The organism is Halomonas caseinilytica (assembly GCF_001662305.1).
Classification (GTDB): domain Bacteria; phylum Pseudomonadota; class Gammaproteobacteria; order Pseudomonadales; family Halomonadaceae; genus Halomonas; species Halomonas caseinilytica.
In genome coordinates, this window is sequence record NZ_BDEP01000015.1 from 127463 (window position 1) to 147563 (window position 20101).

The 20101-nt window shown below is 64.9% G+C and carries 20 protein-coding genes; 7 read left to right on the forward strand and 13 right to left on the reverse strand.

Annotated elements, in window-relative coordinates:
- Window positions 1-70: 70 nt before the first annotated feature.
- From A9O65_RS09325 to A9O65_RS09335, 3 genes are read right to left on the reverse strand one after another with little or no spacing between them, the layout of a single operon-like run.
- Entirely contained in the window at window positions 71-1549 is a 1479-nt protein-coding gene (locus tag A9O65_RS09325) for a sodium:solute symporter family protein (protein ID WP_082920155.1), read from the reverse strand.
- Entirely contained in the window at window positions 1539-1763 is a 225-nt protein-coding gene (locus A9O65_RS09330; RefSeq protein ID WP_013333014.1) for a DUF3311 domain-containing protein, read from the reverse strand. The genes A9O65_RS09325 and A9O65_RS09330 overlap by 11 nt, the downstream gene beginning before the upstream one ends.
- Window positions 1764-1819: 56 nt before the next feature.
- Complete coding sequence (locus A9O65_RS09335) at window positions 1820-3028, reverse strand: M20 aminoacylase family protein (RefSeq protein ID WP_064701971.1); 1209 nt, start codon at window positions 3026-3028, stop codon at window positions 1820-1822.
- Between the two features lie 123 nt (window positions 3029-3151).
- Here A9O65_RS09335 and A9O65_RS17210 point away from each other — a divergent pair, with 123 nt between their 5' ends.
- Window positions 3152-4048, forward strand: coding sequence for a LysR family transcriptional regulator (locus tag A9O65_RS17210; protein ID WP_064701972.1), 897 nt, complete (start codon window positions 3152-3154; stop codon window positions 4046-4048).
- A 77-nt stretch (window positions 4049-4125) separates the two neighbouring features.
- Here A9O65_RS17210 and A9O65_RS09345 read toward each other — a convergent pair whose 3' ends face one another.
- From A9O65_RS09345 to A9O65_RS09360, 4 genes are all read right to left on the reverse strand, one after another.
- On the reverse strand, window positions 4126-4452 hold the full coding sequence (locus A9O65_RS09345) for a YnfA family protein (protein ID WP_064701973.1): 327 nt from the start codon (window positions 4450-4452) through the stop codon (window positions 4126-4128).
- Window positions 4453-4513: 61 nt separating this feature from the next.
- Entirely contained in the window at window positions 4514-6253 is a 1740-nt protein-coding gene (locus A9O65_RS09350) for an isocitrate/isopropylmalate family dehydrogenase (RefSeq protein WP_064701974.1), read from the reverse strand.
- A gap of 214 nt (window positions 6254-6467) precedes the next feature.
- On the reverse strand, window positions 6468-7742 hold the full coding sequence (locus tag A9O65_RS09355; RefSeq protein ID WP_137055151.1) for a threonine ammonia-lyase: 1275 nt from the start codon (window positions 7740-7742) through the stop codon (window positions 6468-6470).
- Between the two features lie 48 nt (window positions 7743-7790).
- Window positions 7791-8372 (reverse strand): gamma-glutamylcyclotransferase, encoded by a 582-nt coding sequence (locus A9O65_RS09360; RefSeq protein WP_064702056.1) that lies wholly within the window; start codon window positions 8370-8372, stop codon window positions 7791-7793.
- A 209-nt stretch (window positions 8373-8581) separates the two neighbouring features.
- Between A9O65_RS09360 and A9O65_RS09365 the strand changes: the two genes are divergently transcribed.
- Together A9O65_RS09365 and A9O65_RS09370 are read left to right on the forward strand one after the other, a co-directional pair.
- Window positions 8582-9022, forward strand: coding sequence for a YtoQ family protein (locus tag A9O65_RS09365; protein WP_064697971.1), 441 nt, complete (start codon window positions 8582-8584; stop codon window positions 9020-9022).
- A 78-nt stretch (window positions 9023-9100) separates the two neighbouring features.
- Complete coding sequence (locus tag A9O65_RS09370; RefSeq protein WP_064701975.1) at window positions 9101-9571, forward strand: phosphatidylglycerophosphatase A family protein; 471 nt, start codon at window positions 9101-9103, stop codon at window positions 9569-9571.
- 15 nt (window positions 9572-9586) lie between these two features.
- On the opposite strand, the gene A9O65_RS09375 is transcribed toward A9O65_RS09370, so the two are convergent.
- The 5 genes from A9O65_RS09375 to A9O65_RS09395 all read right to left on the reverse strand — a co-directional run bounded on the left by A9O65_RS09375 (window position 9587) and on the right by A9O65_RS09395 (window position 14640).
- The gene (locus tag A9O65_RS09375; RefSeq protein ID WP_064697973.1) at window positions 9587-11518 is read right to left on the reverse strand and encodes a metallophosphoesterase family protein; all 1932 of its coding nucleotides are present in this window, start codon (window positions 11516-11518) and stop codon (window positions 9587-9589) included.
- Between the two features lie 101 nt (window positions 11519-11619).
- On the reverse strand, window positions 11620-12147 hold the full coding sequence (locus tag A9O65_RS09380) for an HPP family protein (protein ID WP_064697974.1): 528 nt from the start codon (window positions 12145-12147) through the stop codon (window positions 11620-11622).
- A 104-nt stretch (window positions 12148-12251) separates the two neighbouring features.
- Window positions 12252-13601, reverse strand: a complete 1350-nt coding sequence (locus tag A9O65_RS09385; RefSeq protein ID WP_064697975.1) for a sensor histidine kinase — start codon at window positions 13599-13601, stop codon at window positions 12252-12254.
- Window positions 13598-14269 carry a winged helix-turn-helix domain-containing protein gene (locus A9O65_RS09390; RefSeq protein WP_064697976.1) on the reverse strand — a complete coding sequence of 224 codons (672 nt, stop codon included), beginning with the start codon at window positions 14267-14269 and terminating at the stop codon, window positions 13598-13600. The genes A9O65_RS09385 and A9O65_RS09390 overlap by 4 nt, the downstream gene beginning before the upstream one ends.
- Window positions 14266-14640, reverse strand: coding sequence for a PepSY domain-containing protein (locus A9O65_RS09395; protein ID WP_244534392.1), 375 nt, complete (start codon window positions 14638-14640; stop codon window positions 14266-14268). The genes A9O65_RS09390 and A9O65_RS09395 overlap by 4 nt, the downstream gene beginning before the upstream one ends.
- Window positions 14641-14764: 124 nt before the next feature.
- On the opposite strand from A9O65_RS09395, the gene A9O65_RS09400 reads away from it, so the two are divergent.
- A complete protein-coding gene (locus A9O65_RS09400; protein ID WP_064697977.1) occupies window positions 14765-15235 on the forward strand; it encodes a hypothetical protein in 471 nt (156 codons plus the stop codon).
- Window positions 15236-15340: 105 nt separating this feature from the next.
- On the opposite strand, the gene A9O65_RS09405 is transcribed toward A9O65_RS09400, so the two are convergent.
- Window positions 15341-16981: an FMN-binding glutamate synthase family protein gene (locus tag A9O65_RS09405; protein WP_064701976.1), complete on the reverse strand. Its 1641-nt coding sequence runs from the start codon at window positions 16979-16981 to the stop codon at window positions 15341-15343.
- A 122-nt stretch (window positions 16982-17103) separates the two neighbouring features.
- On the opposite strand from A9O65_RS09405, the gene A9O65_RS09410 reads away from it, so the two are divergent.
- The 3 genes from A9O65_RS09410 to A9O65_RS09420 all read left to right on the forward strand — a co-directional run bounded on the left by A9O65_RS09410 (window position 17104) and on the right by A9O65_RS09420 (window position 20016).
- Window positions 17104-18759: a GMC family oxidoreductase gene (locus A9O65_RS09410; RefSeq protein WP_064701977.1), complete on the forward strand. Its 1656-nt coding sequence runs from the start codon at window positions 17104-17106 to the stop codon at window positions 18757-18759.
- Window positions 18760-18958: 199 nt separating this feature from the next.
- Window positions 18959-19165 carry a cold-shock protein gene (locus tag A9O65_RS09415; protein WP_064697980.1) on the forward strand — a complete coding sequence of 69 codons (207 nt, stop codon included), beginning with the start codon at window positions 18959-18961 and terminating at the stop codon, window positions 19163-19165.
- Between the two features lie 182 nt (window positions 19166-19347).
- Window positions 19348-20016 (forward strand): alpha/beta hydrolase, encoded by a 669-nt coding sequence (locus A9O65_RS09420; RefSeq protein ID WP_064697981.1) that lies wholly within the window; start codon window positions 19348-19350, stop codon window positions 20014-20016.
- Window positions 20017-20101 lie beyond the last annotated feature (85 nt).

A 20101-nucleotide genomic window follows, 5' to 3' on the forward strand; every position in this document is an offset into this window, starting at 1 on the left:
GGCATCGGGTGAACAGTGGAGTGTTGATGGCGCCCTCACCGCTCATGGGGTGAAGGCGCCGTCGGGCGGGTCAGGGTTGGGGGCCGAGGGCTTCGGCCGGTGTGTGCTGTGTCACGGGGCTCACGGAGAGACTCACGCCCACGAACACCAGGGCATTGACCACCAGGCCGCAGAAGCCGGCATGCCAGTCGAATGGAGTGCTGCCGCTGAACTGGAAGTACAGGGTCAGAACGGCGCCGCTGGCCAGGCCGGCGAAGGCGCCGATGCGCGAAGCGCGCCGCCAGAACAGTGCGCCGAGCAGCATCGGCAAGAGTTGCACCACGATGCCATAGGCGCCGAGCAGCAGGGCGACCAGCGAGCCGGGATTGACCAGGGCCAACAGGTAGGCGGCAAGCGAGACTACCACCACGCCATAACGGGTCAGCCGGAGTGCCTTGCCATCGTCCATGCCGCGCAGCGATGGCAAGTGCTGGCCAACGTCGCGGATCAGGATTGTGGCCGAGGTGTGGGCCAGGTTGGCCGCCGTGGACATTGCTGCTGCCAGGGCACCGGACAAGGCCAGGCCGATCAGCCATGCTGGGAAGTCGGCCATTTCCACCACCAGTGTCAGCAGAACCTGGTCGGGTGAGTCGAGGGGGCGATCCTTGAGCAGCACGACGCCAGCGAAGCCGATGATCAACAGCGGGATCAGCAGGTAGCTGTAAAGCGGGTAAAGCACGAAGACCCGCTTGAGGGTCCGCTCGCTGCGGGCGCTGTAGAACTTCATGAAGATGTGCGGCCACATCACGCAGCCCAGGGCGCTGACCAGGATGGCCGTGGAGAAAGCGCCCCATCCCATGCCGCTGGCCCCCGGCATGGTCAGGTATTCCGGTGCCTCACGCTGGATCTCCCGGAACATTTCGCCAACCCCGCCGAAGAACTGGTCGGCGGTGGCGAGCCCGAGGAACCAGGCGACGATGACCATCATCACGCCCTGCAGCAGGTTGGTCCAGCCGATGCCCTGCAGGCCGCTGGCGTAGACGTAGGCCGCGACCACGCCGCAGGCCAGCAGGCTGCCGAGCCAGAAGGGAATGGTTCCCGAGGTGGCAGCCTCGAACAGCATGCCGGCGCCGGCGATCTGGATGGTCAGGTACGGGATCATCGCCAGAACGCTGACGATGCCGATGAACAGTCCCAGCAGGTTGCCGCGGGTCGGGTAGCAGGCCGTGAGAAATTCGGCCTGGGTGAGAAAACCGTGCCGACGTCCCAGTCGCGAGATGTAGGGGGCGATCAGCCACCAGACAATCACCGCCAGGGCCAGGTAGGCGATGATGTAGAGCGCCGGGGCTCCCTTGCTGTAGGCCCAGCCGGGCGCGCCGAGAAAGGCGAAGGCGGAGAAGATCTCGGCTCCTAGGATGAAGAACAGCACCAGCAGGCCCATGTGACGCCCCCCGGCGACATAGCCCTCCAGCGACGAGCCTTGGCCGCGTCGGGCGCGCAGGCCGACGGCCAGCACGACCAGCAGGTAACCGAGCGTGATGCCGGTGATCAGCAGCGAGTCAGTCATCATCGGCCTCCTCCATCGATTCGCGGCGATAGGCGATCACCAGGCCGACGAACAGGGCGAAGACCCAGGCGACATACCAGAAAATGAAGAAGGGCAGGCCCATCACCAGGGGTTCGATGCGATTGGCCAACAGGGCGCCAGGCCAGACCAGGGCCAGGGCGCAGATCGCGAAGTAGATGAGCATCCCGACGGAGGGAAGCTTGGGTGGGGCGTTCATGGCATACCTCTTTTGTTGTTAGGGATTGGGCGTTGCCGGCGGTCCGTCTCAGAAGGTCATGAAGCGGACGCCGGTGTGATTTCCAGTGCCCGGAGGCCGAGCGCCAGCAGGAGCCGACAGCCGGTGGGGATGACGGCGTCGTTGAAGTCGAAGCGAGCGTTGTGCAGCGGCGGGGTTCCCTCGCCCTCGGCAGTGCCGAGGAAGCAATAGGCTCCCGGGCATTGTTCGAGCATGAAGGAGAAATCCTCGCCACCGAGGCTCGGTGGTACGTTGCGCACCAGGGCCGCTTCGCCGAGCGTCTCGACGACCGTGGCCTCGACGTGGCGGGTCGGCGCTTCGGCATTGACCGTGGCCGGGAAGATGCGCTGGTAGGCCAGCTCGATCTCGCCGCCATGGGTCGTGGCAATGCCATCGCAGACGCGACGCACGGCCTGCTCCATGCGGTCTCGGCTTTCGGCGTCGAGGGTGCGTGCCGTGCCGCTGATCCGGACCTCGTCGGGAATGATCGCAAAGCCGTCGAGATCGCCGCCCTGCAAGCCGCACAGGCTCAGGGCCGCGGGGGAGAGCGGGTCGATGTCCCGCGAGACGATGCTATGCAGGGCCTGGATCAGGGCTCCGGCCATACGCACCGGATCCGTCGACAGATGCGGATTGACCCCGCCGTGGCCGCCCTTGCCGCGCACAGTGATGTCCAGCCGGTCGGTCGCCGCCATGATCGGGCCCGGGCGCACCGCGACCTGTCCGGCGGGCATTGCCGGCCAGTTGTGCAGAGCGTAGATCTCGTCCATGGGGAAGCGGGTGAAGAGCCCGTCCTCGACCATTGCGCGCCCGCCACCCAATCCTTCCTCGGCGGGCTGGAATACCAAGTAGAGAGTCCCGGCGAAGTCGCGGTGTGCGGCGAGATAGCGGGCCACGCCGAGCAGCATGGTGGTATGCCCGTCGTGGCCGCAGGCATGCATTCGGCCCGGTGCCTGAGAGGCATGATCGTGATCGCTCAACTCCTGGATCGGCAGAGCGTCCATGTCGGCGCGCAGGCCGATGCGGCGGCCGTTGTCAGCGTTCTGGCCGTGTACGGTGGCCACGATGCCGGTCTGGCCGATGCCCGTCTCGAAGGGCAGTTCCAGACGTTCGAGTTCAGCGGCGATGCGCCGGGCCGTGGCATGTTCCTGGAAGCCGAGTTCCGGATGGCGATGCAGGTCATGGCGCAGGCTCGTCAGCTCGGCATGGATCGTGTCGAAGAAGCGTGGGTCGATATGATGTGTCATGGCGGCCTGGATGGTTGTGAAGGACAGGTTTCATCTTGGTTCCGTGTTTCACATAGAGAAAATAGTATTTTTTTGCCCTTTCCATACTATTATTGGATGAAATGTCGGCGCTCCAGGGGATGTATGGATTTCAAGCAGTTGAAGTATTTCCTGACAGTGGTGGAAGAGGGAGCGATCTCGTCGGCGGCTCGTCGGATTCCCCTGGCCCAACCGGCCCTGAGCCGACAGTTGCAGCTGCTGGAGGAAGATGTGGGTGCGCCACTGCTGAGTCGCTCTCGGCACGGCGTCTGCCTGACCGCTGCCGGCGAGGCCTTCTCGCGGGATACCCGACGCCTGCTCGCCGACTTCGAGCAGGCCAAGCAGAATGCCCGCCGCATCGCCGACGGTCACCTGGGCCGGTTACGCTTGGGGGTGACGGTCATGCACCTCTGGGTCCCGCAGATCACGCGCCTGCTCAATCGGTTCCGTGAGCGCTATCCCGGCGTCACGTTGCAGGTGGTGTCACTGCTCTCCGGCCCCCAGGTCGAGGCTCTGCGTCAGGGGGAGCTTGATGCGGGAATGCTGTACTTCCCTCCCGAGGAGGACGACAGCCTCTGTCACCACTGCCTGTACGAAGATCACCTGGTGCTGGTCACCAGCGCCTCATCGTCCCTCGCCCGACATCCGCCGCGCCGGCTCGCCGAGCTGAACGGCGAGGACTTCATCTGGTTCGACCGCAGCGCCACGCCGACGTACCACGACAAGCTGATCCATGCGTTCCAGCGGGTCGGCTTCACGCCCAACGTGGTACAGGAGGGCGCCGATAATGCCACAATGCTGTGCCTGGTGGCTGCCGGCATGGGTTGCAGCATCCTGCCCGCCATGACCATGGCAGGATCTCCCGAAGGCGTCGTGAGTCATCGCATCGAGGATCTGGACATAGTGTTGCCGCTGATGCTGGTGTGGCGGCGCGACGCCGGGCTACCCGCGGTACGACGCCTGATCGAGATCGCCGAGTCCAATACCCTGGGGCCGGAGTGATCGGTGAGTGCGTGGAGGAAGGGAGAGAGGACGGGCGGGTATGGCATGCCCCTTTGGCAGGTAGCGGCCGTTTCGTCTCAGCCGCCCCGGGGGGCGAGCAGGATGATGCCGGCGCCGGCCAGGCAGATGGTGGCGCCGATCAGGTCCCAGCGGTCGGGGAGGCGTTGCTCGACGAGCCATAGCCAGCCCAGCGAGGCGACGATGTAGACGCCCCCGTAGGCGGCATAGGCGCGGCCGGCGTAATCGGCGTCGCTCAGGCTGAGCAGCCAGGCAAACAGTATCAGGCTGGCCACGCCGGGCAGCAGCCAGACGAGCGATTTGTCGAGCCGCCACCAGGCCCAGACGCTGAAGCAGCCGGCGATCTCGGCCAGGGCGGCGGCCACGTAGATGGCCAGGGTGGTCATGAAGGAGTGCTGCCTGTCGCCGTGCCCCGGCCACGAGCCGGGGGCGCATGCGCCGTGGCGTTCACGAGGCCAGGCGTGCCGCTACGGCGTCGAGGAAGCCCTGCATGTCGACTACGGTCTCCTTGTCCGGCTCGGTGGTCTTGCCCTTGAGATCGCCGGTGACGATGCCGTCGCCGATGGTATCGATCAGGGCCGACTTGAGGCGAATGGCGTAATCGCCGAGCTCGGCGTTGTTCTCGCGTTCCGCCAGGGTCTCCAGAGCGTTGCCCACGGCGTAGATCAGCGCGGAGGAGTTGAAGTGCGCTTCGCGGCCATCGCTCTCGAGGTACTTGAGATAGAGGTCGTGAGCGGTACCGTGGGGCGCTTCGAACAGCATGGTGCCGTTCTTGCTCTCGATGATCGAGCTGGCGGTGGCCAGGCTGCCACCGAGCGCGGCGGAGATGTCCGAGAAGATGTCACCGTCCAGGTTCTGCGCCGGGTAGAGGGCGTTTCTGGGTGGGTCGGTGATCATCTTGATCAGCTGGCTGGAGGGCCGCATGATCATGAACGACGGCGGGGGAGTGTCGGCCTTGGCGAGTTCGCGACGCGCCTCGGTGATGACGTCGCTGAACACCTCGTCGTAATCCATGTACTCGCGCTTGAGGCCGAAATAGACCTCCTTGTCCTTGCGCGAGGCGTCGCGGAACACCTGCAGTACCCAGTCCTTGATGGCCGCGCGGTCGTTGGACATCAGCAGAATGGGGTCGCCCTTCTTCACGCGGCGGGCATGCTTTTCTTCGCCGTCGACCACGACCTTGAGGATGCCGTCTTCCTCAGCCGGGGCGTTGTAGCTGCCATACTGGTCGCCACCACCGGCGCTCATCCGCGAGATCGATACCTGGGCCTTGCGGTCGGGGATGCCGTAGCGCTTGAGCTGCTCGACCAGCTTGTAGAGCTTGCGTCCGGTGTTGTTGTCCGGCACGCCCCAGAGTGCGCGCTCGGGAGGGTTGGCGACCAGCCGTGCGGCCTGGGCGTCGATCAGCTCGTAGTGATACTCGAGCCCCAGTGCCTCGGCCTTGGCCTGGTAATCGGCGCGGAAGATATCCTCGATGGCGGCGCGCATCACGCCGTCATAGCCGGCGATCACCGTGTCCTTCAGCCCCAGGTAGATATCGCGCTTCTCGTCGATGGCGCGCTGGAAGAAGCGATGCGCCCAGGCCTTGACGTCCTCCAGGTCGTTGGTGGCCAGCAGCCAGGGGTCGCCCTTGTTCACCTCGCGGCGGTGCAGCTCGATCGGGTCACCGCTCTGGCCCACGAACAGCAGCTTGACCACGCCGGTGGCGTCGGACAGGGCATTGTAGCTGTCCTTGGTGCCGCCGTGCTCCATGGTCTCGACCTCGATGTCGCGGCCGATCCACGCCGGGCGCTTGACCTGGAGGTTGCGGAACTCGATGTCCTCGCGGGTGATGTTGCCGCCGATGCCCTTGCGGATGGCGCCGTTGGGCGACTTGGTGGCCAGTGGCTTGAGGCTGGCGCGATCCAGTTCTGGATGCTTGGCCAGCAGCGCATCGAGCTGTTCGCGGTTGACTGTCATGCCAGCGTTCTTGATGCCCACGCCATGGCGATTGAGTGCCTCGATGGCATCGACCACCGCCTGCCCGTTGGTGGAAAGGCGGTTTTCCGCGGTCAGGTCGATCTCGACCAGCTCGATGTTCAGCGGTGCGGTCACGAAGGTCTCGAGGATGCGTTCGAAGGCCACCTGGGCCATCTCGTCGCCATGCAGGATGACAAGCGGGGAGGCCACGTTGATCTTTCTGCTCATTGCGCGTCTCGTTTTGCGATGGAGGATTGGCGTCTTGCGTCATCCGATCGTTGCTCGAGCCGGGAGTCGCTGTCGCCCCGGCCCGGGCGCTGCATGCGTCTGGTGTCACGCGTTCGGTGACGCACCATCGGTGACGGGGCCTGGCCTGGGCGGGTGACGCCAAGTGCGTTATAGGGTAGGGCGTCGATGGCCCGCGAGCAAAGCACGCGTCGCGTCATTCACGGCCATTATACTCGCCATGGCCCTCGGGGTCGTCGGCCCAGCGTTCATCGGGATGCACTTCGTTGGCCGGCAGCACGGGATCGTAGCCCTCGGCGCGTAATGCCTCGATGACATCCCGGGTATGTTCGCGGCCCAGGGTTTCCAGGGTGGCTTCGACCTCGGTGGCGCGCAGGGAAAGATCGGTGAAGGTGCGCTGGTGGGCGATGGTGATGACGTTGGCGCGTTGTTCGGCGAGCAGGTTGGTGAGCTCGGACAGTGCACCAGGCACATCGGAGATGCCGACGCGTACTCGCACGATGCGACCGGATCGCACCAGACCGCGCTGGATCACCGAGGAGAGGGCCAGCATGTCGATGTTGCCGCCGCACAGTATCAGCCCCACCTTGCGGCCACGGTAGCGCTCCGGATCGGTGAGCAAGGCGGCCAGGCCGGCGGCGCCGGCGCCTTCGGCGACGGTCTTCTCGATCTCCAGCAGCATCAGGATGGCGCGTTCGATCTCCGGCTCGTCCACCAGGGTGATGTCGCTGACCAGCTCGCGGACCAGTTCCCGGGTCAACTTGCCCGGCTGCTTGACGGCGATGCCCTCGGCCAGGGTGGCCAGCCCGCAATGAACCGGCTCGCCGGCCAGGGCTTGTTTCATGGCGGGAAAGCGTTGGGTCTGCACGCCCACCACCTCGATGTCGGGACGCAACGCCTTGGCGGCCACGGCATTGCCGCCGATCAGCCCGCCACCGCCAATGGGGATCACCAGGCTGTCCAGATCGGGGACCTCCTCAAGCATCTCCAGCGCGACGGTGCCCTGGCCGGCGATGATGTGCTCATCGTCGTAGGGGTGCACGAAGACCAGGTTGCGCTCTTCGGCCAGGCGCTGGGCATAGGCACCGGCCTCGTCGACGCCGTTGCCCTGCAGGTGCACCTCGGCACCGAAGTTGCGGGTATTGCGGACCTTGAGGTTGGGCGTGTGGCGCGGCATGACGATGGTGGCGTGGATACCCAGCCGGGCGGCGTGATAGGCCACCGCCTGGGCATGGTTACCCGCCGACATCGCAATGACGCCCCGGCGCCGCTCGTCCTCGGAGAGCAGCAGCAGGCGATTCAGGGCGCCGCGCTCCTTGAAGGCGGCGGTGAACTGGTGATTCTCGAACTTGATGTAGAGTTCGCAGCCGGTCAGTTTCGAGAGCGTGGCCGAATGCAGACAGGGCGTGCGTACCAGGTGGTCTCGGGTACGCTCGGCGGCGTGTTGGACGTCATCCAGATTGACGATCATGCGGGCAAGTCTCCAGAAAGTCGGTCATGGTGTCGGGGACAGCGGGCATCAGGCATCCGAGGTCTCGCTGTCGAGGTGGCGCACGTGGCGGGCCAGTTCGGCGACATGCGCGTCTTCCACGTCGAGCGCGCGCAGGGCCTGGTCTAGGTTCAACAGATAGTCGCGATTGGGCCCACTGGGGCCTCGCGCCTCGGCGATCTGCCGGGCGATCTCTGCCGTCGGCGCATCGCCGAGATAGGCGGCGTTGTCCTCGGTGGCGATGTAGACCAGTCCCTGCGCCGTGTCGCTGTCTGCGAAGTGCAGGGTGATGACCTCGCGCAGATAGCCGTTCTTCTCGCGCACGTCGAGCGGGCCGAGGGTTTCCGGCGTGATGCGGTAGGCCATGCCATGGCAGATGGCGCCGGGAGACGGGAGCAGGGTCGCGACCCGGCCCGGTGCCGCCGGGGTGCCGCGGTGATCGTGGGAGCCCTGCCAGAAGCGTCGTGTCCAGTCGCGAATATAGGCCGGGCGGCGTTCCAGGTAAGCGAAGCCGGCCTTCCAGATCAGCGAGCCGTAGCCGAACAGCCAGATGGCATCGTGGTCGCTGAAGTGGGTCATGCGTTGATTCTGCTGAGTGGTGTCGAGAACCATGTCGAGTGTCGCGTTGCTGCCGGGTGGCGTGCCCGGTCTGCCGGGCACGGTGAATTTCCATCATGCGATGTTCAAGGGCGCTTGTCGAAAAAGGAATGAAGCGTATTCAATGGATTGGCTTTGTTGTATACAAAATTGACAGGGTAGAATGACAACGTGTCGGCGCTGGGCCGACCCCGATACGACAACCATGATAACGAGGAGAAACGATGAGTTTTCAGGTTTACTTGTCCGGCGAGATCCACACCGACTGGCGCGACGAGATTCGTCGTGGCGTCGAGGCGGCCGGCCTGGATGTGGTGCTGACCTCGCCAGTGACCGATCATGATGCCAGCGATGCCGCCGGCGACCATCTCGGCGAGGAACGCGAGGGCTTCTGGCGCGATCATCGGTCCTCCAAGGTCAACGCCATTCGTACCCGCACCCTGATCGCCGCCAGCGACCTGGTGGTCGTGCGCTTCGGCGACAAGTACAAGCAGTGGAATGCCGCCTTCGATGCCGGCTACTGCGCGGCGCTGGGCAAGCCCTATGTGACGCTGCACAGCGAGGAGATCGTCCACCCGCTCAAGGAGGTCGACGCCGAGGCCATGGCCTGGGCTCGCACGACGGACCAGGTGGTGAAGATCCTCGAGCATGTGCTGCGTGCCTGACGCCTTGTTTCGTCAAGGAGACGGAAATGGAAATTGCCGCTGACGCGTGGCATGTCGGTGTGGTGAGGAGCCGCTGAGATGGAAGCGCTATGGATATGGCCCGCCACCGGATTTGGCCTTGGCTGGTTGCCCTGGGCATCGGGCACCATCGGCTCCCTGCTGGCGGTGCCCCTGGCCTGGTGGCTGCTGGGGCGCTCGCGCCCCGTGCAATTCGGTCTTGTAGCCGTATTGCTGGTGGCAGCAATGCCCCTTTGCCAACTGGCATCGGACAGCCTGGGAGGCAAGGATGATGGGCGTATCGTGCTCGACGAGATTGCCGCCTTCCCGGTGGTAGTGCTCGGTCAGGCAGCGGCGCGCCAGCCGTTGGCCATGGCCGGCGCTTTCGTTGCCTATCGGCTGTTCGATATCACCAAGCCGCCGCCAGCGGCCGAACTGGAGGGCATCCCCGGTGGGGTCGGCATCGTGCTCGATGACCTAGTGGCAGCGGGGTATGCCTGGCTGCTGGTGTTCGGTGGCTTGTCGCTGTGGCGACGACGGCGCTCACCGTGATACCGGGCAGATCCTTCAGTCACTTTCCTGACGAGGGGGCGGAAAAACGACATCGAAGCCCCGAGCATCGAGTTGGCGTATTTCCTCGGGGCGCCCCTGTTCGTCCAGCACGACCAGCCCGATGCCGGCGCCGTTCCACAGACGCTCGCCGGCTTCGGCGCGATCCGGGTCGCGCGGGCGGATGCGCATCGGCCGTCGCTTGGTGAACCAGTTGAGCGGCGAACGCGGTGCGTAGAGCCAGCGATTGGCCCGGTCGAAGGCATCCAGCAGGGTGTCGGGAAAGGCATTCTTCACGCCGCTGGACGTGATCTGCCAGATCTTCGAGCCATGCTGGCGATGGCGGAGCTCGATATCATAAGCAAAGGAATAGTGAACATCCCCTGAGAGGACCACGTAATGGCCCGGCGTCCGGGAGTGGCGGAAGATGTTGAGCATCACGCTGGCCGCGCCGCGATGGGCCATCCAGTTTTCGGCATCCACCAGTAGCGGTTTGCCGGCCAGGGTGAAGAGCTTTTGCACCACTTCGATGAGCTTGACGCCGAACATCGGTGTCGGTGAGACGATCACCACCGAGGGGGCATCGAGAATCTGCTGTTGCAGATCGGAGAGTGCCTCCCAGTCCATGAGCCCGGATGGGCGCCCCAGCTTGCGTTCGCTGCGCCAGCGGCGGGTCCGGGTATCCAGCACCACCAGCCGGGGAGTGCCGGGAATCTGATATTCCCAGCCCTGGAAGCGCTGCAAATGGCGCAGGAAGACATCGTGCGGCTCGGCAGGCAGCCAGCCGTCTTCGCGGGCGGCGGTGTCGAGTAGCGTCGCGACCTCTTCCATGGGGTCGGCCAGCCGGTCCGGATCATTGCCCCAGCCCTGGCAGAGCAGATACCCCATCAGAGCGTTGCCGATGATGCGTCGCGAGAAGGGGTGGCCGTAGGCGGTCTCTTCCCAGTCGGCGGTCAGGTTCCAGTCGTCGGTGACATCGTGGTCATCGAAGATCATCAGCGTTGGCAGGTGAGCCATCAGGCGTGCCACGGCGGGCAGGTCGTCGACGAAACGCTCGATGATGCCGCGCTCATTCGCGAAGATGTCGGCATGGGGTTCGTCGAGTGCCGGCTCAGCGATATCCACCAGGCGCCAGGGTGTCGGCGACCAGGCCAGCAGATACATGGCGATGATCTCGCCGAAGCTGATCAGGTGGTTGGACGCATTGGCCGAGGTGAAGATCGGCTTTCTGGCACCACCGAAGAAGCGCTTGCGCAGGTCATTGCTCTCGGTGACATCCGGCAGCAGGGAGTCACGGCGATAGTAGGCGGTATCGGTGGTGTAAAGGGCGCGGCTGTCGGCCACGGTGGCGCCTTCCAGGGGTTCGTCGAACAATCCCAGGCGCTGGATCAACTGGTGAATCGCCACCAGCATGGGGCCGGCCACGTCATCGGCATAGACCTGGTCGCCGGTCAGCAGCAGCCAGGCGGGCCATTGGCCAGTGTCGTCGCGTCGTTCGGCGAGCCAGGCATCGGCGCGCGCCAGGCCGTCTGGCCCGTCGTGGTGCGGACGCCGACAGGAGCCGTGAAGCAGCCGACGCTGGGTAGAGGCGAGCACGAAGCCTGGGCGTCGGCTGCCCTCGTGGAGCAGATGAGGGGCCCAGTCGGCGATGCCGCCCTCGTCGGCAAGGCGCAGGTCGTAGTCGATGCGCACATCCTGAGGCAGCGGAGTCTCGAGCGAGACATCGATCAGGTGCAGATAGGCGTGGCGGCCCAGCGGCAGGCAGCGCCGCCGCTTGTCGTTGATCGTCAGGCGGCGCGGGGGTTGGCCGTCGGGTTGCAGAACCAGTTGCATGTCGAGCGGTCGGCTGCCCACCAGCCAGAACAGCAGGCGCTCGCTCGACAGGCGCCTCAGCAGAGGACCTGCCAGTACGGAAGGTAGGGGCTGGGAGGCGTCTTCCGCTGTCGTCATGTCGTGAATTCCTTTTCGCCACGGTCATCGGGCGCCCTTGCCGGCCCCCGCGAGTACAAGGATATCACGATGGCGTGTCGTGAAATTCACGAACGTCGCCGCTACCAGTAATGAGGATAGCGCCGATGGCGAGCGAGGTTGTTGACCAGCATGGCGACAATGAGCATGACACTGCAGCCGAGCGCGATCGGCAGGATCGGGAACCACCAGCCCAAGGCATGAACGTCGTGGCCGCCGATGACCGCAATCAAGGCGGCTGCGGCACCGGGAGGATGCACGCTGTGCGTGAGTTGCATCACCAGGATCGATAGCGAGACGGCCAGTGCCACGGCCAGCGCCGTGGCGCCGAACCATTCGAAGCAGGCGACGCCGACCAGGGCCGAGAGAAGACTGCCGAGCAGCACGTTGCGGGGTTGCGCGAAGGGGCTTTCCGGCGCGGCATAGAGCAAAACAGAGGTCGCGCCGAACGAGCCGACGACGAGTAGCTGCTCGGTGAGCCAACGCTCTCCGAGCATGGTGACGGCACCCATGCCGATGAAGGCGCCAAGCCAGGACCAGGCGGCATCGTGCCAGTCGATGTCACGTCGGGACGCGCGGGCGCCGCGCATCTTGGCAAGATACGATTTCATTTTCAGAAATGATTTTCACGGTAAAGGGCGGCAGATTCTGCCAGGTGGCGATACCATCTGGCAAAGCATGATTCGTCATGTGCTTATGCCGGGGAACCCACCCCTCACCAGGGGTGATCGGGCAGCCAGACCCTGGCGGCCAGACCGCCCAGATCGGCGCGTTCGAGGGTCAGGGTGCCATCGTGCAGGGTGACCAGGTCATTGACGATGGCCAGTCCGAGCCCGCTACCCGAGCGCTGTTCATCGAGCTTGGCGCCTCGTGCCAGGGCGGCCTGGCAGTCGGCCTCGCTCATGCCGGGCCCATCGTCCTCGACGCGCAACCAGGTGCCCCGGTTATCGGTGCCGCCACTCAGGTGCACACGCTGCTCGGCCCAGCGCAAGGCGTTGTCCAGCAGGTTGCCGACCACTTCCTGCAGATCCTGCGGATCAAGGCGAACGGTCAGGGAGGTGGGAAGGTCGTGCGTCAGGGACAAGCCTCGACGCTCGGCCAGGCGTGTCAGGCCCTCCAGCACCGGTCGCAGGGTGTCGAGGCACTGGATCGGCCGGTTCAGGACACCGTCGCCGGCAGCCGAGGCGCGGGCGAGATGGTGGCGGGTGGCATCGTCGATGCGGGTCAGTTCAGCCTTGAAGCGGCGTTGCGAGTCTCCGGGTAATCCCTCGGCCAGGGTGGTCAGCACGCTGACGGGGGTCTTCAGCGCATGAGCCAGGTTGCCGGCTGCGTGGCGGGCACGTTCCAGCCGGCGGCGGTCGCGCTCGAGAACCGCGTTCATGGCGCCGGCCAGTTTCGCCAGTTCGGCAGGAAGCCGGGTGCCGAGCCGTTCGGCATCGCCGTTTTCCACGGCCTTGAGGTCGTCGCGCAAGCGCCGCAGGGGGGCCAGGCCCCAGCGAATCTGTACCGCCAGGCCGAGCAGTATCAACAGGCCAAGGGCCGCCAGTGAGAGGCTGAGCAGACGATTGAAGCGCGAGGCCTCGAGGTCGATGGTACTGCTGGGGGCCGCCACGCTGACCCGTAGCGGTGTGGCCAGTGGCGCGATCCGAATGTCGCGGGAGACGACGCGCAGCGGCGTGTCCCGGGGGCCGACGAGTTCGCGGGGCGAGGTGCTGTCCTCGAGCGCCAGGCGCTGGTCCCATAGCGAGCGCGAGGTCAGGATTCGTGAGTCGCCGTCGCTGACCTGCCAGTACCAGCCGGAGAATATCTGGCGGAAGCGAGGATCGCCCAGGGGGCGGTCGTGGATCAGTTGCTGCTCGACTTCATCGTAGTGGACGCCGGCAATCACCACGTTGAGCAGGGCCTGCAGGCGTTCGTCGAAGACGGTGGTGACCGAGTCGCGAAAGTGATGAGCCAGCCCCAGGCCGGCGAGCGGCAGCAGCAAGAGGACGAGCAGAAGCGCGGCCAGCAGCAGGCGCGTGGCAACCGAGGCGCGGACCAGGATGTCGCCTAGCCGCCGGCTCATGATGCCTCATCGAGGTCGACCAGCCGATAGCCCTGACCCCGCTGGGTCTGGATGCGCTGGCTGCCGAGCTTGCGACGCAGCCGGCTGATCTGCACGTCGATGACATTGGAGTCCGGCTCGTGGTCGCGGTCGTAGACATGCTCGGCAAGCTCGGCACGACTGACCACTCGGGGTGCGGCATGTACCAGATAGGCCAGCAGCCGGGATTCCTGAGCGGTCAGGCTGACCGGGCGGCCAGTCAGTGTCACGCTGCCGGTATGGGTGTCGAAGGCCAGGTCCCCGACGCGCAGCACGGGATGGGCATGGCCGTGGCTGCGACGCATCAGGGCACGCAGCCGAAAGAGCACCTCCGCAGTCTCGAAGGGCTTGGTGACATAGTCGTCGGCGCCGGCCGAGAAACCGGCAGCCTTGTCCGCCCAACGCTCCCGTGCCGTGAGCACCAGTACGGGCAGGTCGATGCCCGCTTCTCGCCACTGGGCCAGCCAGCGGGTGCCGTCGCCATCGGGTAGCCCCAGGTCGAGAATCACGGCGTCGTAGTGTTCGGTCTGGACGAGAAAGTCGGCCTCGGTGCCGCTGGCGGTCGACTCGATCAGCACGCCGGCATCCGCCAGGGCCGCACTCAGTGCTTCGGCGAGCGGGCCATCGTCCTCTACCAGCAAGACCTTCATGGTGCCTTCCTCATGGCATTGATGTTCACGCCTTCCATGCCGATCAGCTCTCCGTTGACGGCGTCGAACTCGAATTCTACCACTTGGCCCTGGGGGCCGAGCATCTCGATCTCGTAGATCAGCGGGCCGTCGTCACGCTCGAGTTCGACTTCCAGTATCTCGCCGGCGTAGTGCGCCTGCAGCCAGTCGAGGATGACCGGCAGCTCGACCACCTCGCCACGACGCACGTCGTCGTGGAGGCGTTGCCAGTGCTCGTCGCTCATGGCCGGTGCCGAGAGCGCGATGCACAGCAGCACGCCGCACGAGGCTCGGCCCAGGCGGCGAGGCAGCCGGCGTTGGTGGAGAGAGGGAAGCGCGCGCGTGATCATCATGGCCCAGAGGTTGCCAGTCATGACATGAATGCAGCATGAACGGCCTTGTCAGCTCTCGGCAAGGTAGGACTTGTTATAACATCCCTGCACTCACGATGAATGCACCAACACAGAGGACGTTGCCATGACATTCAAGACCCTGATGATCGCATCCGCCACCACCCTGGCCCTGGTGGCCGGCAGTGCTCAGGCTGACGGAAGCCTCGGCCTGGATCGCATCGACGCGGTGCTCGATCGCGCCCAGACCTTCGGCTTTACCCATATCGAGGAGATCGAGGCCAAGGGGCGTGATGCCGTCGAGATCGAGGGCTGGCTGGACGACGAGTGGTATGCCGATGTCCGGCTTTCCCTGAGCGGCGACGACGTCCTGCGCGAAGAGCGCAAGCGTCTGATCACCAGTGCCTGGGGCATGACCGCCGATGATGTGCGTCAGGCACTCTCCTCCGCTGGTGCCGAGGGCATGACGGAATTCGAGAGTCTGCAGATCGATGAGGCGGGGAATATCGAGATCGAAGGCCGCGGCCAGAACGGTCGCGAGCTCGAAGTCACCACCCGTCAGGGCCAGGACGGTGTGATCGGAGTGGAGCACGACTGAGGTTTCGCTTCGTCCCACGGGAACCCTCTCTCAACGGCAGGCGCCACGCCTGCCGTTTTTCGTGGGTGTGAGGAAACCTTGTGGGGTAATGAGACCTGTTGCCGACTATACCAGCTTACTCTGGCGCAACTGCCAGACGTTGAGCGGCGGGTCGAAGCTGTCGGGGTCGGCCTGCTCCCAGTAATCGCAAAAGACCGCATGGCGCGACGCGCCTCCCTCCAAGAGTTCGTTCGGTGCTACGAAATCGAACAGGGTGGAGAGACTGCGTACCTCGTGACGTGAAATACGACGAATCACGTGTTCAGGACCCAGTTCGCCGGGGTGGCTGAGGCCGGCGGCAGTCAGCATTTCGGCCAGTGCCTTCAGGGTGTTGGCATGGAAGCGTTGCACTCGCTCGGCCTTGAGGGGGACGTCCAGCCGGCGACCGCGTCGAGGGTCCTGGGTTGCCACGCCGCTCGGGCAGCGATCGGTGTGACAGCTCTGGGCCTGGATGCATCCCAGGGCGAACATGTAGCCTCGCGCGGCGTTGCACCAGTCGGCGCCGAGCGCCATGGTGCGGGCGATGTCGAAGGCGCTGATGACCTTGCCGGCGGCGCCCACGCGGATCTTGTCGCGCAGGCCGGCACCGACCAGAGTGTTGTGCACCAGCAGCAGAGCCTCGGTGAGTGGCATGCCGAGGCGGTTGACGAACTCCAGGGGCGCCGCGCCGGTACCGCCCTGACCGCCATCCACCACCACGAAATCCGGGTGGTCACCTTCCTCGCGCATGGCCTTGACCATGGCGAACCATTCCCAGGGATGGCCGATGGCCAGCTTGATGCCGACCGGCTTGCCGCCGGAAAGGTCGCGCAGTCGCTGGATGAAACCAATCATCTCGCGTGGCGTGGTGAAGGCGCTGTGGGCCGCCGGGGATATGACATCTTGACCTTCCGGCACGCCTCGGGTCGCGGCGATTTCGGCGGTCACCTTGGCACCGGGCAGTACGCCGCCATGGCCGGGCTTGGCACCCTGGGAGAGCTTGATCTCGATCATCTTCACCGCCTCGAGGCTGGCGGTTTCGGCGAATCGCTCGGGGTCGAAGCGGCCCTCGGCATCGCGACAGCCGAAATAGCCGGAGCCGAGCTCCCAGACCAGGTCGCCGCCATGGCGATGATAGGGAGACAGGCCGCCTTCGCCGGTGTCGTGATAGAAGTTGCCTTCCCGTGCGCCTTCGTTCAGGGCACGGATGGCGTTGGCCGAGAGGGCACCGAAGCTCATTGCCGAGATGTTGAAAACGCTGGCGCTGTAGGGGCGGGGGCGGTCGGCGCCGATGACGACCCGGAAGTCACGGTCCTCTATGTGCTTTGGCGCCAGGGAGTGGTTCATCCACTCGTAGCCGGGGGCCTGCATGTCGCGCTGGGAGCCGAACGGCTGCTTGTCGATGGTGTTCTTGGCACGGCGGTAGACCAGGCTGCGCTGTTCCCGGGAAAAAGGCCGCTCTTCGGTGTCCGACTGGATGAAGTACTGACGGATCTCGGGGCCGATGGACTCCAGCCAATAGCGCAGATGGGCCAGTATCGGATAGTTGCGGCTGACGGTGTGATGGTGCTGGAACACGTCATGGGTGCCCAGGGCGACCAGCAGGCCGAAGACCAGAACGCCCAGTCCCCAGGGCCAGGCCGGGGCCAAGACCAGGCCCAGCAGGCAGACGACGAGACCGGCGAGACTGATGGCATAGGCGCCGTAGCGACTCGGTAGGCGGTACATGTGGACACGCTCTCCTTGCGATGAGGGTCCGGCTATTGCATGTCGCGGAAGGTCGACTGTCAATTCGCGGCACCGAGCGCTAGCGTGTCAGGCATCGTCTTGTCGGATGCAGGAGGCAGACCATGACGCAGCGCCATCGTTTCGACACCATCATCGTCGGTGCCGGCACCGCCGGTTGCTTGCTCGCCAAGCGCCTGACCGAGGACGGCGAGCGGCGCGTGCTACTGATCGAGGCGGGAGGGCGTGACACCTATCCCTGGATTCACATTCCCGTCGGCTATCTCTACTGCATCGACAACCCGCGCACTGACTGGCGTTTTCGCACCGAACCATCACCGGGACTCAACGGGCGCCGGCTGGTCTATCCGCGAGGCAAGACGCTCGGAGGCTGTTCCAGCATCAACGGCATGATCTACATGCGAGGCCAGGCCAGGGATTACGACCACTGGGCGGAGGTGACCGGCGACGATGCCTGGCGCTGGGCGAACTGTCTGCCGGATTTCATGCATCACGAGGATTACCACCGTCTCGATGACAGGGCTGAGCCCGATGCCGCGCATCGCGACTTCCACGGCCATGGTGGCGAATGGCGTGTCGAGCGTCAGCGGCTTCGCTGGCAGGTACTCGACGATTTCGCCCAGGCCGCCGAGCAGGCCGGCATTCCTCGGGTCGATGACTTCAATCGTGGCGATAACGAAGGGGTGGATTACTTCGAGGTCAACCAGCGGAGCGGTTGGCGCTGGAACACTGCCAAGGCCTTCCTGCGAGGCATCGAGGGACGTGACAACTTCACCCTCTGGCATTCGAGCCAGGTGCAGTGCCTGGGCTTCGATGCGGAAGAGTCGAGCCGCCCCCGCTGCGCTGGCGTGCGGGTGATGCGGGATGGTGAGGTCGTCGAGGTGGAAGCGGCCCGCGAAGTGGTGTTGTGCGCTGGTGCCATCGGCTCGCCGCAACTGCTCCAGCTGTCCGGTATCGGGCCGGCCGAATTGCTTGCCAAGCACGACATTCCCTTGATCGTCGATTTGCCGGGTGTGGGCGAGAACTTGCAGGATCATCTGCAATTGCGCTCGGTATATCGTGTCAACGGCGCCGATACCCTGAATACCCGTGTCGGTTCATGGTTCGGCAAGACGCGCATCGGCCTGGAATACCTGCTGCGACGTTCAGGCCCCATGAGCATGGCGCCTTCCCAGCTCGGCGTCTTCACGCGCAGCGCACCGGACCAACCGCATGCCAATCTCGAATACCACGTGCAGCCGTTGAGCCTGGAGGCGTTCGGGCAGCCACTGCACGATTTTCCGGCGATCACCGCCAGTGTCTGCAACCTCAATCCGACCAGTCGGGGCTGGGTACGCATTGCCGGTCGCGATCCTTCCCTGGCACCGCTGATTTCGCCCAATTACCTGGCAACCGAGGAAGACCGCCGGGTCGCGGCGGACTCGCTGCGCATCACCCGTCGCATCATCGCTCAACAGGCCATGGCCCGCTATCGTCCCGAAGAGATCAAGCCGGGCGAGCGCTACCAGACCGACGAGGAGCTGGCGCGCCTGGCCGGCGACATCGGCACCACCATCTTCCATCCCGTGGGCACCGCGGCCATGGGGCGTGACGATGACCCCTCGGCGGTGGTCGATTCGCACCTCAGGGTGCGTGGCGTGACGGGGCTCCGGGTGGTGGACGCCAGCGTGATGCCGACCATCACCAGCGGCAACACCAACGCACCGACCCTGATGATCGCCGAGAAAGCGGCCGGTTGGATCCTGGCCGAAACGTCATGATCTCGTCATATCGAGCAAATAGTGTTTGACCTGCGCCTCGCTCAGGCGCATGCTAGTTCGCAGTAGGTTGGCAAGTCGAACATCGCAAGTGGTCATCGAAACGCTCAGTGCATCGATTTCCCGGTGAAACGTTTCTTGTTTTACCCACTGCAACTCGGGTATTTCCCGGCAAATCAATGCTATTTGAGGAATTCGAAAAATGGCTACCGGTACTGTCAAGTGGTTCAACGACACCAAAGGCTTCGGCTTCATCTCTCCGGACGACAACGGTGACGACCTGTTCGCTCACTTCTCCGAGATTCAGGCAGACGGCTTCAAGTCTCTGCAGGACGGCCAGAAGGTCTCCTTCGACGTCACTCAGGGCAAGAAAGGCCTGCAGGCGTCCAACATCAAGGTCGTCGACTGATCGTCGATTGTCCTGATGCAGGATAGTCACCATCCGCTTGGATGGTGGGATGGCGGGGCCCGCGAAAGCGGGCCCCGCTTGCGTTTGCACAACAACAAAATGCCGCCGGGGCCCCGGCCGTGATTTATTTGGCGCAGCCGTTACGCTAGGGTGTGGCTTTTGTCTGTGGAGATGATGTCGCCATGAGCGCACCCGACGAGTTGATCATCGAGCCGGCCAACGGCAAGGTCGCCGATGCCTGCGTATTCATCCTGCATGGTCTGGGCGCCGACGGGCATGACTTCGAGCCTCTGGTACCGGCTCTGGAACTGCCCGCCGATGCCGGCGTGCGTTTCATCCTGCCCCATGCGCCTCGTCTGCCGGTGACCGTCAATGGTGGCATGGTGATGCCTGCCTGGTATGACATCACCGAGATGAGTCTGGATCGCCAAGTCGACGAGGCTCAGTTGAAGGCCTCTGCCGAACGCCTCCAAGGCTTGATTCAGGAACAGATCGACCACGGTATCGCGCCGGGGCGTATCATCATCGCCGGCTTTTCCCAGGGGGGCGCCGTGGCTTACGACGCGGCCTTGAGCTTCCCTCAGCGCCTGGGCGGGTTGCTGGCCCTGTCGACCTATCTCGCCACGGCCGACAGCCTCGACTATGCCGATGCCAATCGCGACCTGCCCATCGAGGTGCACCACGGTAATCTCGACCCTGTGGTACCCGAGTCGCTGGGGCGTGCCGCGCATGAACGCCTGCAGGCCATGGGGTATCCGGTCGAATATCGGCAATATCCCATGGCCCATGCCGTCTGCCCCCAGCAGGTCGCCGATATCAGTCGCTGGCTGTGTGCTCGGCTCGGCGGTTGAGGCCACCCTGGTTGGCGTTCGCCCTCCGGCCCGTTATGGTCTAGAAGGGGGAGACGGACTGACGGCTCCCGGCAAGAGCCCTGTC

Bases quoted from the DNA above. Each gene is read 5' to 3' on its own strand.
- A9O65_RS09385 (WP_064697975.1), bottom strand. From the start codon at position 13,601: ATGAGCCGGCGGCTAGGCGACATCCTGGTCCGCGCCTCGGTTGCCACG.
- A9O65_RS09380 (WP_064697974.1), bottom strand. From the start codon at position 12,147: ATGAAATCGTATCTTGCCAAGATGCGCGGCGCCCGCGCGTCCCGACGT.
- A9O65_RS09335 (WP_064701971.1), bottom strand. From the start codon at position 3,028: ATGACACATCATATCGACCCACGCTTCTTCGACACGATCCATGCCGAG.
- A9O65_RS09400 (WP_064697977.1), top strand. From the start codon at position 14,765: ATGACATTCAAGACCCTGATGATCGCATCCGCCACCACCCTGGCCCTG.
- A9O65_RS09355 (WP_137055151.1), bottom strand. From the start codon at position 7,742: ATGATCGTCAATCTGGATGACGTCCAACACGCCGCCGAGCGTACCCGA.
- A9O65_RS09375 (WP_064697973.1), bottom strand. From the start codon at position 11,518: ATGACGACAGCGGAAGACGCCTCCCAGCCCCTACCTTCCGTACTGGCA.
- A9O65_RS09345 (WP_064701973.1), bottom strand. From the start codon at position 4,452: ATGACCACCCTGGCCATCTACGTGGCCGCCGCCCTGGCCGAGATCGCC.
- A9O65_RS09390 (WP_064697976.1), bottom strand. From the start codon at position 14,269: ATGAAGGTCTTGCTGGTAGAGGACGATGGCCCGCTCGCCGAAGCACTG.
- A9O65_RS09325 (WP_082920155.1), bottom strand. From the start codon at position 1,549: ATGATGACTGACTCGCTGCTGATCACCGGCATCACGCTCGGTTACCTG.
- A9O65_RS09365 (WP_064697971.1), top strand. From the start codon at position 8,582: ATGAGTTTTCAGGTTTACTTGTCCGGCGAGATCCACACCGACTGGCGC.
- A9O65_RS09370 (WP_064701975.1), top strand. From the start codon at position 9,101: ATGGAAGCGCTATGGATATGGCCCGCCACCGGATTTGGCCTTGGCTGG.
- A9O65_RS09360 (WP_064702056.1), bottom strand. From the start codon at position 8,372: ATGGTTCTCGACACCACTCAGCAGAATCAACGCATGACCCACTTCAGC.
- A9O65_RS09420 (WP_064697981.1), top strand. From the start codon at position 19,348: ATGAGCGCACCCGACGAGTTGATCATCGAGCCGGCCAACGGCAAGGTC.
- A9O65_RS09415 (WP_064697980.1), top strand. From the start codon at position 18,959: ATGGCTACCGGTACTGTCAAGTGGTTCAACGACACCAAAGGCTTCGGC.
- A9O65_RS09350 (WP_064701974.1), bottom strand. From the start codon at position 6,253: ATGAGCAGAAAGATCAACGTGGCCTCCCCGCTTGTCATCCTGCATGGC.
- A9O65_RS09405 (WP_064701976.1), bottom strand. From the start codon at position 16,981: ATGTACCGCCTACCGAGTCGCTACGGCGCCTATGCCATCAGTCTCGCC.
- A9O65_RS09410 (WP_064701977.1), top strand. From the start codon at position 17,104: ATGACGCAGCGCCATCGTTTCGACACCATCATCGTCGGTGCCGGCACC.
- A9O65_RS09395 (WP_244534392.1), bottom strand. From the start codon at position 14,640: ATGATGATCACGCGCGCGCTTCCCTCTCTCCACCAACGCCGGCTGCCT.
- A9O65_RS17210 (WP_064701972.1), top strand. From the start codon at position 3,152: ATGGATTTCAAGCAGTTGAAGTATTTCCTGACAGTGGTGGAAGAGGGA.
- A9O65_RS09330 (WP_013333014.1), bottom strand. From the start codon at position 1,763: ATGAACGCCCCACCCAAGCTTCCCTCCGTCGGGATGCTCATCTACTTC.